This is a genomic window from Paraburkholderia caribensis, assembly GCF_002902945.1.
GTDB classification, from domain to species: Bacteria; Pseudomonadota; Gammaproteobacteria; order Burkholderiales; family Burkholderiaceae; genus Paraburkholderia; species Paraburkholderia caribensis.
The window spans coordinates 2,379,287-2,393,542 of record NZ_CP026101.1 but is presented as its reverse complement, the minus strand read 5'-3'; the positions used below and the strand labels follow the sequence as shown (position 1 = coordinate 2,393,542).

Annotated in this window: 13 protein-coding genes; all 13 read left to right on the top strand. The window is 62.2% G+C overall.

The genetic code is table 11. The features are described 5' to 3' along the window. Positions 1-90: 90 nt before the first annotated feature. The 13 genes from nuoG (at position 91) to C2L66_RS10545 (ending at position 14,239) form a co-directional block, all read left to right on the top strand. Positions 91-2,424, top strand: a complete 2,334-nt coding sequence (nuoG, locus tag C2L66_RS10605) for an NADH-quinone oxidoreductase subunit NuoG (RefSeq protein WP_060600192.1) — start codon at positions 91-93, stop codon at positions 2,422-2,424. After that, a complete protein-coding gene (gene nuoH, locus C2L66_RS10600; protein WP_054930073.1) occupies positions 2,425-3,489 on the top strand; it encodes an NADH-quinone oxidoreductase subunit NuoH in 1,065 nt (354 codons plus the stop codon). Positions 3,490-3,503: 14 nt separating this feature from the next. Continuing rightward, positions 3,504-3,992: an NADH-quinone oxidoreductase subunit NuoI gene (nuoI, locus tag C2L66_RS10595; RefSeq protein WP_012401389.1), complete on the top strand. Its 489-nt coding sequence runs from the start codon at positions 3,504-3,506 to the stop codon at positions 3,990-3,992. Positions 3,993-4,148: 156 nt separating this feature from the next. Then, on the top strand, positions 4,149-4,817 hold the full coding sequence (locus C2L66_RS10590; RefSeq protein WP_054930074.1) for an NADH-quinone oxidoreductase subunit J: 669 nt from the start codon (positions 4,149-4,151) through the stop codon (positions 4,815-4,817). A gap of 18 nt (positions 4,818-4,835) precedes the next feature. Beyond that, the gene (nuoK, locus tag C2L66_RS10585; protein WP_007588140.1) at positions 4,836-5,141 is read left to right on the top strand and encodes an NADH-quinone oxidoreductase subunit NuoK; all 306 of its coding nucleotides are present in this window, start codon (positions 4,836-4,838) and stop codon (positions 5,139-5,141) included. Positions 5,142-5,159: 18 nt separating this feature from the next. Next, positions 5,160-7,226 (top strand): NADH-quinone oxidoreductase subunit L, encoded by a 2,067-nt coding sequence (gene nuoL / locus C2L66_RS10580; protein ID WP_060600193.1) that lies wholly within the window; start codon positions 5,160-5,162, stop codon positions 7,224-7,226. Positions 7,227-7,249: 23 nt separating this feature from the next. After that, positions 7,250-8,743 (top strand): NADH-quinone oxidoreductase subunit M, encoded by a 1,494-nt coding sequence (locus C2L66_RS10575; protein WP_060600195.1) that lies wholly within the window; start codon positions 7,250-7,252, stop codon positions 8,741-8,743. 25 nt (positions 8,744-8,768) lie between these two features. Further along, positions 8,769-10,244: an NADH-quinone oxidoreductase subunit NuoN gene (gene nuoN / locus C2L66_RS10570; protein ID WP_054930076.1), complete on the top strand. Its 1,476-nt coding sequence runs from the start codon at positions 8,769-8,771 to the stop codon at positions 10,242-10,244. Continuing rightward, positions 10,244-10,540, top strand: a complete 297-nt coding sequence (locus C2L66_RS10565) for a DUF2818 family protein (protein ID WP_060600196.1) — start codon at positions 10,244-10,246, stop codon at positions 10,538-10,540. Before nuoN ends, C2L66_RS10565 begins: the two co-directional genes overlap by 1 nt. 41 nt (positions 10,541-10,581) lie before the next feature. Further along, on the top strand, positions 10,582-11,172 hold the full coding sequence (locus C2L66_RS10560; protein WP_054930078.1) for an NUDIX domain-containing protein: 591 nt from the start codon (positions 10,582-10,584) through the stop codon (positions 11,170-11,172). Positions 11,173-11,406: 234 nt separating this feature from the next. Next, positions 11,407-11,850, top strand: coding sequence for a DUF1178 family protein (locus C2L66_RS10555; RefSeq protein ID WP_054930079.1), 444 nt, complete (start codon positions 11,407-11,409; stop codon positions 11,848-11,850). Between the two features lie 54 nt (positions 11,851-11,904). Then, on the top strand, positions 11,905-13,101 hold the full coding sequence (locus C2L66_RS10550) for an acyl-CoA dehydrogenase family protein (protein WP_060602565.1): 1,197 nt from the start codon (positions 11,905-11,907) through the stop codon (positions 13,099-13,101). Positions 13,102-13,111: 10 nt separating this feature from the next. After that, entirely contained in the window at positions 13,112-14,239 is a 1,128-nt protein-coding gene (locus C2L66_RS10545; protein ID WP_060600198.1) for an acyl-CoA dehydrogenase family protein, read from the top strand. Positions 14,240-14,256: the final 17 nt, after the last annotated feature.

Here is a 14,256-nt window from a genome sequence, read left to right as displayed (position 1 = left end):
GAATCAAACGCGGGAGCCGCCGCTAGCGCAAAACGCAGCGGCGAGCGGGCGAACGATTGAGCGGTAACAGGTTAAGGAAGATTGACCATCATGGTTGAACTTGAAATAGACGGCAAGAAAGTAGAGGTGGCCGAAGGCAGCATGATCATTCAGGCTGCGCATAAGGTCGACACCTACATTCCTCACTTCTGCTATCACAAGAAACTGTCGATTGCGGCCAACTGCCGGATGTGTCTCGTCGATGTCGAGAAGATGCCGAAGGCCGTGCCTGCATGCGCAACGCCGGTGTCGGCGGGCATGATCGTGCGCACGAAGTCGGAAAAGGCGGTGAAGGGTCAGCAATCCGTGATGGAATTCCTGCTGATCAATCACCCGCTCGATTGCCCGATCTGCGACCAGGGCGGCGAATGCCAGCTGCAGGATCTGGCCGTCGGTTACGGCAAGTCGTCGTCGCGTTATAGCGAAGAGAAGCGCGTCGTGTTCCACAAGAACGTCGGCCCGCTGATCTCGATGGAAGAAATGTCGCGCTGCATTCACTGCACGCGCTGCGTGCGCTTCGGTGAAGAAGTCGCCGGGGTGATGGAGCTCGGCATGCTGGGCCGCGGCGAGCACTCGGAAATCACGTCGTTCGTCGGCAAGACGGTCGACTCCGAACTGTCGGGCAACATGATCGATCTGTGCCCGGTCGGCGCGCTGACCAGCAAGCCTTTCCGCTACAGCGCCCGCACGTGGGAACTGTCGCGCCGCAAGTCGGTGAGCCCGCACGATTCCGTCGGCGCGAACCTCGTGGTGCAGGTCAAGAACAACCGCGTGATGCGCGTTCTGCCGTTCGAAAACGAAGCCATCAACGAATGCTGGATTTCGGACAAGGACCGTTTCTCGTACGAAGGCCTGAACAGCCCGGAACGTCTGACGCGCCCGATGCTCAAGCAAAACGGCCAGTGGATCGAGACGGACTGGCAGACGGCGCTTGAATACGTCGTCAAGGGTCTGAAGGGCATCTCGGCCGACCACGGCGCGAACGCGATTGCCGCACTCGGCAGCGCGCACAGCACGGTCGAAGAGCTGTTCCTGCTCAAACAGCTTGCGCAAGCCGTCGGTACGCCGAACGTCGATTTCCGTCTGCGTCAGACGGATTTCACGGCCGCTGCGAACGGCACGCCGTGGCTCGGCACGTCGATCGCCAACCTGTCGCTGCTCGACAGCGCGATCGTGATCGGCTCGTCGCTGCGCCGCGACCATCCGCTGTTTGCCGCGCGTCTGCGCCAGGCCGCGAAGGGCGGCGCAAAGATCACGCTGCTGCAGGCGACGCGCGACGACGCGCTGATCCCGCAGGCCGCGCGTATCGCTGCTGCGCCGTCGGCGTGGCTCAATGAACTCGCAGGCATCGCTGCTGCCGTGTCGGAAGCGAAGGGCGTTGCACTGCCGGAAGCATTCGCCGGCGTGACGGCATCGGATGCAGCAAAGCAGACGGCCAAGGAACTCGGCGCTGGCGAAACGCGCGTCGTGCTGCTCGGTAACGGTGCCGTCCAGCATCCAGAGTTCGCGCGCATCCATGCAGCGGCTCAATGGATCGCCGAATCGACGGGCGCGACGCTCGGCTTCCTGACGGAAGCGGCGAACACGGTCGGCGCGCATCTCGTCGGCGCATTGCCGGGCGAGGGCGGTCTGAATGCCCGCGAAGTCTTCGAACAGCCGCGCAAGGGTTACGTGCTGCTGAACCTCGAACCGGAATTCGACACGGCCAACCCGGCGCAGGCGCTTGCCGCGCTGAACCAGGCGGAAATGGTCGTGGTGATGTCGCCGTTCCAGACGGGCGCCGAATACGCAGACGTTCTGCTGCCTATCGCGCCGTACACGGAAACGGCCGGCACCTTCGTCAACGCAGAAGGCACGGTGCAGATGTTCAACGGCGTCGTGCGTCCGCTCGGCGACGCGCGTCCCGCATGGAAGGTGCTGCGCGTGCTGGGCAACCTGCTCGGCGCGTCGGGCTTCGACTACGATACGGCGGAGCAGGTGCGCGCCGCGGCACTGGGCGACGGCGACCTCACGCCGCGCCTGTCGAACAAGACGTCGGCAAGCGTTGCACGCAGCAACGGCGCGAAGGCGGCGGAAGGCACGTTCGAGCGCATCGCCGACGTACCGATCTACCACGCGGACCAGCTGGTGCGCCGTGCGGAGTCGCTGCATCTGACGGCCGCCGCGCGCGCCGCCAATTCGGTGGGGTTGCCCGCCGCGCTGTTCGACAAGCTGGGTTTGAAGGAAGGCGACGCCGTGCGCGTTCGTCAGGGCGATCGCTCGGTGCAGATTCCTGCCGTGCGTGATGCGAATCTTGCGGAGACGGTCGTCCGCGTGTCGGCGGCTACGCCTGCCGGTGCAGCGCTGGGCAGCCTGTTCGGTGAACTGGTGGTGGAGAAGGCGTAAATGACCTTGTTCGAATCGATCAACGCGGGCGGCACCGAGATTCTCGGCGTGGCATGGCCCACGGTGTGGGCGCTGGTGCGCATCGTGGTGGTGGCCGTCGCGATCCTGCTGTGCGTGGCTTACCTGATCCTGTGGGAACGTAAGCTGATCGGCTGGATGCACGTGCGTCTCGGACCGAACCGCGTGGGTCCCGCCGGTTTGCTGCAGCCTATCGCCGACGTGCTCAAGCTGCTGCTGAAAGAAGTCATTCAGCCTTCGCAGGCGAGCCGCTGGGTCTACCTGATCGCTCCCGTGATGGTGGTGGTCCCGGCATTCGCGGTGTGGGCGGTGATCCCGTTCCAGGCGGGCGCCGTGCTCGGCGACATCAACGCGGGCCTGCTGTACGCGATCTCGATCTCGTCGGTCGGTGTGTACGGCGTGATTCTGGCGGGCTGGGCGTCGAACTCGAAATACGCGTTCCTCGGCGCGATGCGCGCGGCGGCACAGATGGTGTCGTACGAAGTGTCGATGGGCTTCGCACTCGTCGTCGTGATGATGACGGCGGGCACGATGAACCTGTCCGATATCGTCGGCTCGCAGATGCGCGGCATCTTCGCCAGCCACGGCGTGACGTTCCTGTCGTGGAACTGGTTGCCGCTGCTGCCGGCCTTCGTCGTCTACTTCGTGTCGGGCATCGCTGAAACCAACCGTCACCCGTTCGACGTGGTGGAAGGCGAATCGGAAATCGTCGCGGGTCACATGATCGATTACTCGGGTATGGCGTTCGCGCTGTTCTTCCTCGCCGAGTACATCAACATGATCGTGATCTCGGCACTGGCGTCGATTCTGTTCCTGGGCGGATGGAGCGCACCGTTCGAGTTTCTGTCGTTCATCCCGGGCATTTTCTGGCTGGTCCTGAAAGTCTTCTTCCTGCTGTCGGTATTCATCTGGGTGCGCGCGACGTTCCCGCGCTACCGCTATGACCAGATCATGCGTCTGGGTTGGAAGGTGTTCCTGCCGGTGACCGTGATCTGGGTGATCGTGGTCGGCCTCTGGATCATGTCGCCGTTGAATATCTGGAATTAAAGGGCGGACGAACCATGACCGCAATCCAAAACTTCTTCAAGACCTTCTTTCTGACCGAGCTGCTCAAGGGCCTCGCGCTGACGGGACGCTACACGTTCCAGCGCAAGATCACCGTGCAGTTCCCGGAAGAGAAGACCCCGATTTCGCCGCGTTTCCGTGGCCTGCACGCGCTGCGCCGCTACGAAAACGGCGAAGAGCGCTGCATTGCCTGCAAGCTGTGCGAAGCAGTGTGTCCGGCGCTCGCGATCACGATCGAATCGGAAACGCGCGCGGACAACACGCGCCGCACGACGCGCTACGACATCGACCTGACCAAGTGCATCTTCTGCGGTTTCTGCGAAGAGAGCTGCCCGGTCGATTCGATCGTCGAAACGCACATCCTCGAGTATCACGGCGAAAAGCGCGGCGACCTGTACTTCACGAAGGACATGTTGCTGGCGGTCGGCGACCGCTACGAAGCGGAAATCGCTGCGAACAAGGCAGCCGACGCACCCTATCGTTGATAGGTTGAAACAGCAGTTCGACGGCGCGCGGTCCGGCAGGCACAAGACCGCGCGACGCTGCCAGACCGCTCTGGCGCCGCGTCACGCATCACAAGCAGAAGACGACGCGCGCCAAAGCACCAAGCCTGACGATGGCCTAACGATGAATCGGTAATCATGGACTTCACGACCGTACTGTTCTACATCTTCGCGCTACTCCTGACGGTGTCAGGGCTGAAGGTGATCACTTCGCGCAACCCGGTGGCGTCCGCGTTGTTCCTCGTGCTCGCGTTCTTCAACGCGGCCGCGATCTGGATGCTGCTGCAGGCGGAATTCCTCGCGATCCTGCTGGTGCTGGTGTATGTCGGCGCGGTGATGGTGCTGTTCCTGTTCGTCGTGATGATGCTGGACATCAATCTCGACGTGCTGCGGCGCGACTTCAAACGCTTCGTGCCGATGGCGACCGTGGTGGGCGCGATCATCGTGATCGAAACGGCGCTGATTCTCTGGCACGGCTACGGCGCGACGGTTCAACCCGTGCGCGATACGACGGCCGCCGTCGCAGGCGCTGCCGACTGGTCGAACACGCGCCTGATCGGCAAGATCATTTATACCGACTACATCTTCGCGTTCGAAGTGGCCGGACTCGTGCTGCTGGTCGCGATCATCGCGGCGATTGCGCTGACCACGCGTCACGGCAAGGACAGCAAGCGCCAGCGCGTGTCGGATCAGGTGAAGGTGCGGGCCCAGGACCGCGTGCGCGTGGTCAAGATGGCCGCCGAGAAGGAACATCCGGCTGAACCCGAAACCGTTGCCGGCGACGCTGGCGCCGGCAAGAACAGCTGAGCTCAGGAGGAGAAAAACATGTTGTCCCTTGCTCATTACCTCGTGCTCGGCGCGATCCTGTTCGCGATCAGCATCGTTGGCATTTTCCTGAACCGTCGCAACGTCATCATCATCCTGATGGCAATTGAACTGATGCTGCTGGCGGTCAACACGAACTTCGTCGCGTTCTCGCATTATCTCGGCGATGTGCATGGCCAGATCTTCGTTTTCTTCGTGCTGACGGTTGCGGCAGCAGAAGCGGCGATCGGTCTTGCAATTCTGGTGACCCTGTTCCGTAGCCTCGACACGATCAATGTCGAGGATCTCGATCAGCTCAAAGGTTAACTTCAGGCACAGGCTGTTATGTCAACGACACTCAATGAAAACCTGTTGCTGGCGGTAGCGCTTGCACCGCTGGCCGGCTCGCTGATTGCGGGGCTCTTCGGCAAGACGGTGGGGCGTGCCGGTGCGCACTCGGTCACGATTCTCGGCGTCGCCATTTCGTTCGTGCTCTCGTGCATCGTCTTTCTCGATGTGCTCCATGGCGCGAGCTTCAACGCGACCGTGTACGAATGGATGACGGTCGGCAAGGTGAAGTTCGAAGTCGGCTTCCTCGTCGATACGCTCACGGCGATGATGATGTGCGTGGTGACCTTCGTGTCGCTGATGGTGCACGTCTACACGATCGGCTACATGGCCGACGAGGAAACGGGCTACGAGCGCTTCTTCTCGTACATCTCGCTGTTCACGTTCTCGATGCTGATGCTCGTGATGAGCAACAACTTCCTGCAGCTGTTCTTCGGCTGGGAAGCGGTGGGTCTCGTGTCGTACCTGCTGATCGGCTTCTACTTCAAGCGTGAAAGTGCCATCTACGCGAACATGAAGGCGTTCATCGTCAACCGCGTGGGCGACTTCGGCTTCATTCTCGGCATCGGTCTGATCCTCGCATACGGCGGCTCGATGAACTACGGCGACGTGTTCGCGAAGAGCCATGAACTGGCCTCGCTGAGCTTCCCGGGCACCGACTGGGGCCTGCTGACGGTCGCGTGTATCTGCCTGTTCATCGGCGCGATGGGTAAGTCCGCGCAGTTCCCGCTGCACGTGTGGCTGCCCGACTCGATGGAAGGCCCGACGCCGATCTCCGCGCTGATTCACGCGGCAACCATGGTGACGGCCGGTATCTTCATGGTGACGCGCATGTCGCCGCTGTTCGAACTGTCGGATGCGGCGCTGTCGTTCATCACGGTGATCGGCGCGATCACGGCGCTGTTCATGGGCTTCCTCGGCATCGTGCAGAACGACATCAAGCGCGTCGTCGCGTACTCCACGCTGTCGCAGCTCGGCTACATGACGGTCGCGCTCGGCGTGTCGGCATACCCGGTCGCCGTGTTCCACCTGATGACGCACGCGTTCTTCAAGGCGCTGCTGTTCCTCGGCGCGGGTTCGGTGATCATCGGCATGCACCACGACCAGGACATGCGCAACATGGGCGGCCTGCGCAAGTACATGCCCATTACGTGGATCACGTCGCTGATCGGCTCGCTGGCGCTGATCGGCACGCCGTTCTTCTCGGGCTTCTACTCGAAAGATTCGATCATCGATGCGGTGAAGCTGTCGCATCTGCCGGGTTCGGGCTTCGCGTACTTCGCGGTTGTCGCGAGCGTGTTCGTCACGGCGCTGTACTCGTTCCGCATGTACTTCATGGTGTTCCACGGCGAAGAGCGCTTCCGCGGTCCGAAGCATCCTGATTCGCCGATGGGCGCGGAAGCAGCAGCACACGGCCATGGTCATCACGACGATCACGGCCACGGTCACGACGACCATCACGCTCACGAGCCGCACGAAACGCCGTGGGTCGTCTGGCTCCCGCTCGTGTTGCTCGCCATTCCGTCTATCGTGATCGGCGCAATCGCAATCGGCCCGATGCTGTATGGCGATTTCTTCCAGCACGGCGTCGCGTTCGAGAAGGTGATCTTCATCGGCGAAAACCATCCGGCGCTGCACGAGATGGCCGAAGAATTCCAGGGCTGGGCGTCGATGGGCCTGCACGCTGCGTCGGGCTTGCCGGTGTGGCTGGCGCTGGCTGGTGTGGTGGTCTCCTGGTTCCTGTACCTGAAGCGTCCGGATCTCCCCGCCGTGATCAAGCGTGGTTTCGGCCCGATCTACACGCTGCTGGATAACAAGTACTACATGGACAAGATCAACGAAGTCGTGTTCGCGCGCGGCGCCGTGGCCATCGGCCGCGGGCTGTGGAAAGAAGGCGACGTCGTGGTCATTGACGGCATTGTCAACGGTAGCGCACGCTTTATTGGCTGGTTTGCGAGCGTGATCCGTTTCCTGCAATCGGGTTACATCTACCACTACGCATTCGCCATGATCATCGGCATGCTGGGGCTCCTGACCCTGTTTGTAACGCTCGGCGGCAAATAAAAAACAGGCTGGAGACATTTCTCATGCACACGACGTTTCCGATTCTGAGTATCGCGATCTGGATGCCGATTATTTTCGGCCTGGTGGTTCTGGCCATCGGATCAGATCGCAATCCCGGTCCGGCGCGATGGATTGCGCTGATCGGGTCGGTGTTGAGTTTCATCGTGACGATTCCGTTGATGACGGACTTCGACACGAGTACGGCAGCATTGCAGTTCGAAGAAAAGGCCAACTGGATCGAGCGCTTCAACATCACGTACCACCTGGGCATCGACGGTATTGCGATGTGGTTCGTCGTGTTGACGGCGTTGATCACGGTGATCGTCGTGATCGCAGCATGGGAAGTGATCACGAAGAACGTCGCGCAGTATCTCGCGGCGTTCCTGATCCTGTCGGGCATCATGGTGGGCGTGTTTTCGTCGGCCGACGGCATGCTGTTCTATGTGTTCTTCGAAGCGACGCTGATTCCGATGTACATCATCATCGGCGTGTGGGGCGGGGCGAACCGCGTGTATGCGGCGTTCAAGTTCTTCCTGTACACGCTGATGGGCTCGCTGCTGATGCTGGTCGGCCTGCTGTATCTGTACACGCAGACGGGCACGTTCGATCTGGCAACATGGCACGCCGCGAAGCTGTCGATGACGCCGCAGGTGCTGCTGTTCATCGCGTTCTTCCTCGCGTTCGCCGTCAAGGTGCCGATGTGGCCCGTCCACACGTGGTTGCCTGACGCGCACGTGGAAGCGCCGACGGGCGGCTCGGTCGTGCTGGCCGCGATCATGCTGAAGCTCGGCGCATACGGTTTCCTGCGCTTCTCGCTGCCCATCGCGCCGGATGCGAGCCATTTGCTGGCGCCCGTGGTGATCACGCTGTCGCTGATCGCCGTCGTGTACATCGGTCTCGTTGCGATGGTGCAGGCCGACATGAAGAAGCTGGTCGCGTATTCATCGATCGCACACATGGGCTTCGTCACGCTCGGCTTCTTCATCTTCAACCAGCTCGGCACGGAAGGCGCGATCGTGCAGATGATCTCGCACGGCTTCGTGTCGGGTGCGATGTTCCTTTGCATCGGCGTGCTGTATGACCGCATGCACTCGCGTCAGATCGCCGATTACGGCGGCGTCGTCAACACGATGCCGAAGTTCGCGGCGCTCGTGATGCTGTTCTCGATGGCGAACTGCGGCCTGCCGGGCACCTCCGGCTTCGTCGGCGAGTTCATGGTGATTATGGCCGCTGTCCAGTACAACTTCTGGATTGCGTTCGGTGCGGCCGTCACGCTGATTCTCGGCGCGGCCTATACGTTGTGGATGTACAAGCGCGTGTACTTCGGCGCGGTTGTGAACGACCATGTAAAGAACCTCGTCGACATCAATCGTCGCGAGTTCTTCATGCTGGCCGTGCTCGCCGCGTTGACGCTGTACATGGGCATCTATCCGAAGCCCTTTACCGAAGTAATGCACGTGTCGGTGGAGAACCTTCTGTCCCACGTTGCGCAGTCGAAGCTGCCGCTGTCGCAGTGATGCGAAGCGGAGGAATTTAAAGATCATGCAAAACGCACCTATGACCGCCTTGTTACCCGACGCGCTAGTGATGACCGCTATCGTCGTCGCGTGGCTTATCGACACGTTCGTTGGCCCGAACAGCCGCCGCACGACGTATTTCATCGCGCTGATTTCCACGGTCGTGGCCGGCATCTGGTTCGCCGTCGACGCCTTCTCGGGCACCGGGCCGCAATACTACTTCTCGCGCATGTACGTGGTGGACCCGTTCGCCAACGTGATGAAGGCGGTGGTGTCGCTGGGCTACGCGGTGTCGATCGTCTACTCGCGCAAATATCTGGAAGATCGCGGCCTGTACGAGGGCAACTTCTTCCTGCTCGGCATGTTCTCGCTGCTCGGCCAGCTGGTGATGATCTCCGGCAACAACTTCCTGACCCTGTACCTCGGTCTGGAATTGATGTCGCTGTCGCTGTACGCCGTGATCGCGCTGCGCCGCGAACATGCACCGTCGAACGAAGCCGCAATGAAGTACTACGTGCTGGGCGCGCTGGCTTCGGGCTTCCTGCTGTACGGCATTTCGATGCTCTACGGCGCGACGGGTTCGCTCGAACTGAACGAAGTGCTGAAGGCCGTGGCGTCCGGTCGTATCAATGATGTCGTGCTGCTGTTCGGCGTGATCTTCATCGTCGCGGGCATCGCGTTCAAGATGGGCGCCGTGCCGTTCCACATGTGGGTGCCCGATGTCTATCAAGGCGCGCCGACTGCGATGACGATGCTGGTCGGCGGCGGTCCGAAGGTTGCCGCGTTTGCATGGGGTCTGCGCTTCCTGGTGATGGGCCTGCTGCCGCTCGCCGTCGACTGGCAGGAAATGCTCGTCATTCTGGCCGCGCTGTCGATGATCGTCGGCAACATCACGGGTATCGTCCAGCGCAACATCAAGCGGATGCTGGCGTACTCGGCGATCTCGAACATGGGCTTCGTGCTGCTCGGCATGCTGGCTGGCGTCGTGGACGGCAAGACGGGCGCAGCGGCGAGCGCGTACGGTTCGGCGATGTTCTACAGCATCGTCTATCTGCTGACGACGCTCGGCTCGTTCGGTGTGGTCATGCTGCTCGCGCGCCGCGATTTCGAAGCCGAAACGCTGGACGACTTCAAGGGTCTCAACCAGCGCAGCCCGGTGTTCGCATTCGTGATGATGGTGCTGATGTTCTCGCTCGCCGGCATCCCGCCGACGGTCGGCTTCTACGCGAAGCTCGCCGTGCTCGAAGCGACGATGAACGCTGGCCTCACGTGGCTCGCTGTGCTCGCGGTGATTACGTCGCTGTTCGGCGCGTTCTACTACCTGCGCATCGTCAAGCTGGTTTACTTCGACGATCCCGTCGACACGACGCCGATCGCGGGCGACACCTGCAAGCGCGCGCTGCTGGCGCTCAACGGCGTGGCCGTGCTGGTGCTCGGCATCGTTCCGGGCCCGTTGATGTCGCTCTGCCTGAACGCGATTACGCATACGCTGCCGCTGTAATGTCGGCGGCGGGGTGGTTCATCGTGCTGTTGGCGCTCGTCGGCGCCAACCTGCCGTTCCTGAATCAGCGGCTGTTCGGTGTCATGCCGCTGAAGGCCACGAAAAAAAGCGCGTGGGTCAGGATCGGCGAACTGATCGTGCTGTATTTCATCGTCGGCGCGCTCGGCTTCATGCTCGAAGCCCGCGCCGGCAACCGCTTCGAGCAGGGATGGCAGTTCTACGCCATCACCTTCAGCCTGTTCATCGTGCTCGCCTTCCCGGGCTTCACGTTTCAATATCTCGTCAAACGGCGCTGACGGTTCCAGCCGTCGCGCTTCTTGCCGCAAAGAGGTCGCATATGGCAGAACTCCCCGATCACGACACCGCGCTGAAAGAAACCTGCATCAAGAGCGAAGTCGCCTATCAAGGGCCGTTCATGACGGTCAAATGCGACACCGTGCGCTTGCCCGACGGCAAGCAGGCGACGCGCGAATACGTGCAGCATCCCGGTGCCGTGATGGTGATCCCGCTGTTCGACGACGGCCGCGTGCTGATGGAAAGCCAGTACCGGTATGCGATGGGCAAGGTGATGGTCGAGTATCCGGCGGGCAAGCTCGATCCGAACGAAGATCCGCTGGCCTGTGCAAAGCGCGAACTGCTCGAAGAAACGGGCTATACGGCGCGCGAATACGTCTATCTGACGCGCGTTCATCCCATCATTTCATACTCGACGGAGTTCATCGACATCTACGTCGCGCGCGGTCTGACGGCGGGCGAGCGCAAGCTCGACGACGGCGAGTTCCTGGAGACGTTCATCGCGAAGCTGTCGGATGTGTCGGAATGGGTGCGTACCGGGCAGGTGAGCGACGTGAAGACGATCATCGGCACATTCTGGCTGGAGAAACTGCTGTCGGGTGCGTGGCCGGAGAATCCGCCCGAGGCGGGCTGAGCTTCACTGGCCTCGCGTCGATGCAAAACGGCAGCCTTGCGCTGCCGTTTTGCATTTCCGGCGTTCGCCGCACGCAGCTATTCGAGCGCCGGCGTGTCTTGCGCCAACGCGCTAGAATGCCTGATTACCGTTCGCTGCCGGGTCGTCCGGACCGCTAAAAAGCAAAAGCATTAGCGAACGATCGTTCACAAATCTCAATTTTGCGCTAAACTCGTACGCAAGCCCTGATTCCACATGAAGGTCCTCGATCTACAGTGCCCGCACGATCATCGGTTCGAAGGCTGGTTCGCTTCCGCCGATGACTTCGAATCGCAGTTGTCCCGCAAGCTGGTCGCATGTCCCATCTGCGGTGCGACGGAAGTGAGCCGTCTGCCGTCGGCGCCGCGTCTGAATCTGTCGGGCGCGACGAGTGCGTCGAACGCATCGAAGGAGAAAGCGGCGGCGAACGTTGGCGAACTGCAGGCGCACGTGATGCGCGTGCTGCGCGAGGTGCTGGAAAAGACCGAGAACGTGGGCGACCGCTTTGCCGAGGAAGCACGGCGCATCCACTACAACGAAGCGCCTGCTCGCAGCATCCGGGGCGTCACGACGCCCGAGGACGCGCGAGCCCTCGTCGAAGAAGGCATCGATGTGATGCCGCTGCCTGTACCCGCCGCACTGAAAGAGCCGCTGCAATAATCGTGGCTTGCAGTGCTCCTGGCGGCGCAAGGCCGCGGCCAGGAGACACTGCGCATGGACTTGAACTATTCCCCCGCCGACGACGCATTCCGCGCCGACATCCGCGCCTGGCTCGAAGCGAATCTGCCTGACGAGCTGCGCGACAAAGTTCTCAATCATAAGCGCCTGAATCGCGACGACTTCTCGAACTGGCACAAGCTGCTCGGCCGGCGCGGCTGGTCGGCGCCTGCATGGCCCGCGGAATTTGGCGGCCCGGACTGGAACGCAACGCAGCGTCATATCTGGGACGAGGAGTGCGCCCGGCTCGGCGCGCCGACGGTGCTGCCGTTCGGCGTATCGATGGTCGCGCCCGTGCTGATGAAGTACGGCAGCGAAGCGCAGAAGCGCCACTACTTGCCGCGTATTCTCGACGGCACCGACTGGTGGTGCCAAGGCTATTCTGAGCCGGGCTCGGGCTCCGATCTGGCATCGCTGCGCACGCGCGCCGAGCGGGTCGGCGACCACTACGTCGTCAACGGCCAGAAGACCTGGACGACGCTAGGGCAGCACGCCGACATGATGTTCTGCCTCGTGCGCACGGACAGCGGCGCGAAAAAGCAGGAGGGCATTTCCTTCCTGCTGATCGACATGAAGACGCCGGGCATCACCGTGCGTCCCATCATCACGCTCGACGAAGATCACGAAGTCAACGAAGTGTTCTTCGAAGACGTGAAAGTCCCCGTCGACAACCTCGTCGGCGACGAGAACCGCGGCTGGACTTACGCGAAGTATCTGCTCGGCCACGAGCGTACGGGTATCGCGCGCGTCGGGCAGTCGAAGCGCGAACTCGCCTTTCTCAAGCGCATTGCGCTGAATCAGAAGAAGAACGGCAAGCCGTTGCTGCTCGATCCGCTGTTCGCGGCGAAGGTCGCGAGCCTCGAAATCGAACTGATGGCGCTCGAAGTGACGGTGCAGCGGGTGGTAGCGAATGAAGCGGGCGGCCGCGGGCCGGGGCCAGAAGCGTCGATGCTGAAGATCAAGGGCACGGAAGTGCAGCAGGCGCTGACGGAACTGATGTTCGAAGCCGTGGGACCGCTCGCCGCGCCGTTCGATGTGCCGTTCCTCGAAGGCGAGCGCGCGCACAGCATCGCGGGCGACGACGATGCCGCGCCGCTCGCCGCGTATTACTTCAACTACCGTAAGACGTCGATCTACGGCGGCTCGAACGAAATTCAAAAGAACATCATCGCGCAGATGATTCTCGGACTGTGAGGAGCGGCGCATGGACTTCAATTTCACCGACGAACAGCAGCAATTCGCGGACGCGCTGCGCCGTTATCTCGACAAGCAATACGGTTTCGAGGCGCGACAGGCGATCGTTCGAACGGAAGCGGGCGTATCGGACGAGCATTGGTCCGCGTTTGCCGAACTGGGCCTGACCGCGTTGCCCGTGCCGGAAGCGCAAGGCGGCTTCGACGGCGGCACGATCGACATGCTGGTTGTGATGCAGGAACTCGGACGAGCGATGGTCGTCGAGCCGTACTGGTCGACGGCTGTCGGCATCGAGGCGCTGAAGCTGGCCGGCACGGGTGACGGCGACGATGCCGCGTTGCTCGAACGCGCGGCGCAAGGCGAGATCCGGCTGGCCGTCGCGTTCCATGAACCGGGCGCACGTTACGATCTTTTCTCGATCGACACGACCGCGACGCGCCACGGCGACGGCTACGCGTTGAGCGGCACGAAGTCGGTCGTGCAGCATGGCGCGCAGGCCGATCACTGGATCGTGCCCGCGCGGCTCGACGGCGAGATTGCGCTGTTCGTCGTCGCGCGCGATGCCGCGAACGCGCAGATCACCGACTATCGGACGATCGACGGCCAGCGCGCCGCGACGCTCGCATTCAACGCAACGTCGGCGCGCAAGCTGGACGGCAGGCACGCGGGCGCCGCCGCGCTGGAGCACATCGCGGACTACGGCGTGGTGTTGCTGTGTGCGGAAGCGGTCGGCGCGCTCGATGCGCTGAATCACGCAACCGTCGAATACACGAAGACCCGCCAGCAGTTCGGTGTGCCGATTGCGCGCTTCCAGGCGCTGCAGCACCGGATGGTCGAGATGCTGATCCACACCGAGCAGGCGCGCTCGGCGACGTATCTGGCGGCCGTGCGTTACGGCAGCGACGATGTCGACGAGCGCCGCCGGGCGGTATCGGCGGCAAAAGTGCGGGTGGGGCAGGCGGCGCGCTTCGTCGGACAGCAGGCAGTGCAGTTGCATGGCGGCATGGGCGTGACCAACGAGGTCGCGGCCGCGCATCTGTTCAAGCGTCTCGCTATCATCGAAACCACGCTCGGCGATGTCGATCATCATCTGGCGCGCTTCGCCGCGCTGCCGGGCTTCGCAACGGCCGACGCATGAGCGCCGCCGCCAACACA

Coding starts and splice junctions, on each gene's coding strand:
- C2L66_RS10545 (WP_060600198.1), top strand. CDS start 13,112: ATGGACTTCAATTTCACCGACGAACAGCAGCAATTCGCGGACGCGCTG.
- C2L66_RS10575 (WP_060600195.1), top strand. CDS start 7,250: ATGCACACGACGTTTCCGATTCTGAGTATCGCGATCTGGATGCCGATT.
- nuoK (WP_007588140.1), top strand. CDS start 4,836: ATGTTGTCCCTTGCTCATTACCTCGTGCTCGGCGCGATCCTGTTCGCG.
- C2L66_RS10560 (WP_054930078.1), top strand. CDS start 10,582: ATGGCAGAACTCCCCGATCACGACACCGCGCTGAAAGAAACCTGCATC.
- C2L66_RS10550 (WP_060602565.1), top strand. CDS start 11,905: ATGGACTTGAACTATTCCCCCGCCGACGACGCATTCCGCGCCGACATC.
- C2L66_RS10555 (WP_054930079.1), top strand. CDS start 11,407: ATGAAGGTCCTCGATCTACAGTGCCCGCACGATCATCGGTTCGAAGGC.
- C2L66_RS10565 (WP_060600196.1), top strand. CDS start 10,244: ATGTCGGCGGCGGGGTGGTTCATCGTGCTGTTGGCGCTCGTCGGCGCC.
- nuoH (WP_054930073.1), top strand. CDS start 2,425: ATGACCTTGTTCGAATCGATCAACGCGGGCGGCACCGAGATTCTCGGC.
- nuoN (WP_054930076.1), top strand. CDS start 8,769: ATGCAAAACGCACCTATGACCGCCTTGTTACCCGACGCGCTAGTGATG.
- nuoL (WP_060600193.1), top strand. CDS start 5,160: ATGTCAACGACACTCAATGAAAACCTGTTGCTGGCGGTAGCGCTTGCA.
- C2L66_RS10590 (WP_054930074.1), top strand. CDS start 4,149: ATGGACTTCACGACCGTACTGTTCTACATCTTCGCGCTACTCCTGACG.
- nuoI (WP_012401389.1), top strand. CDS start 3,504: ATGACCGCAATCCAAAACTTCTTCAAGACCTTCTTTCTGACCGAGCTG.
- nuoG (WP_060600192.1), top strand. CDS start 91: ATGGTTGAACTTGAAATAGACGGCAAGAAAGTAGAGGTGGCCGAAGGC.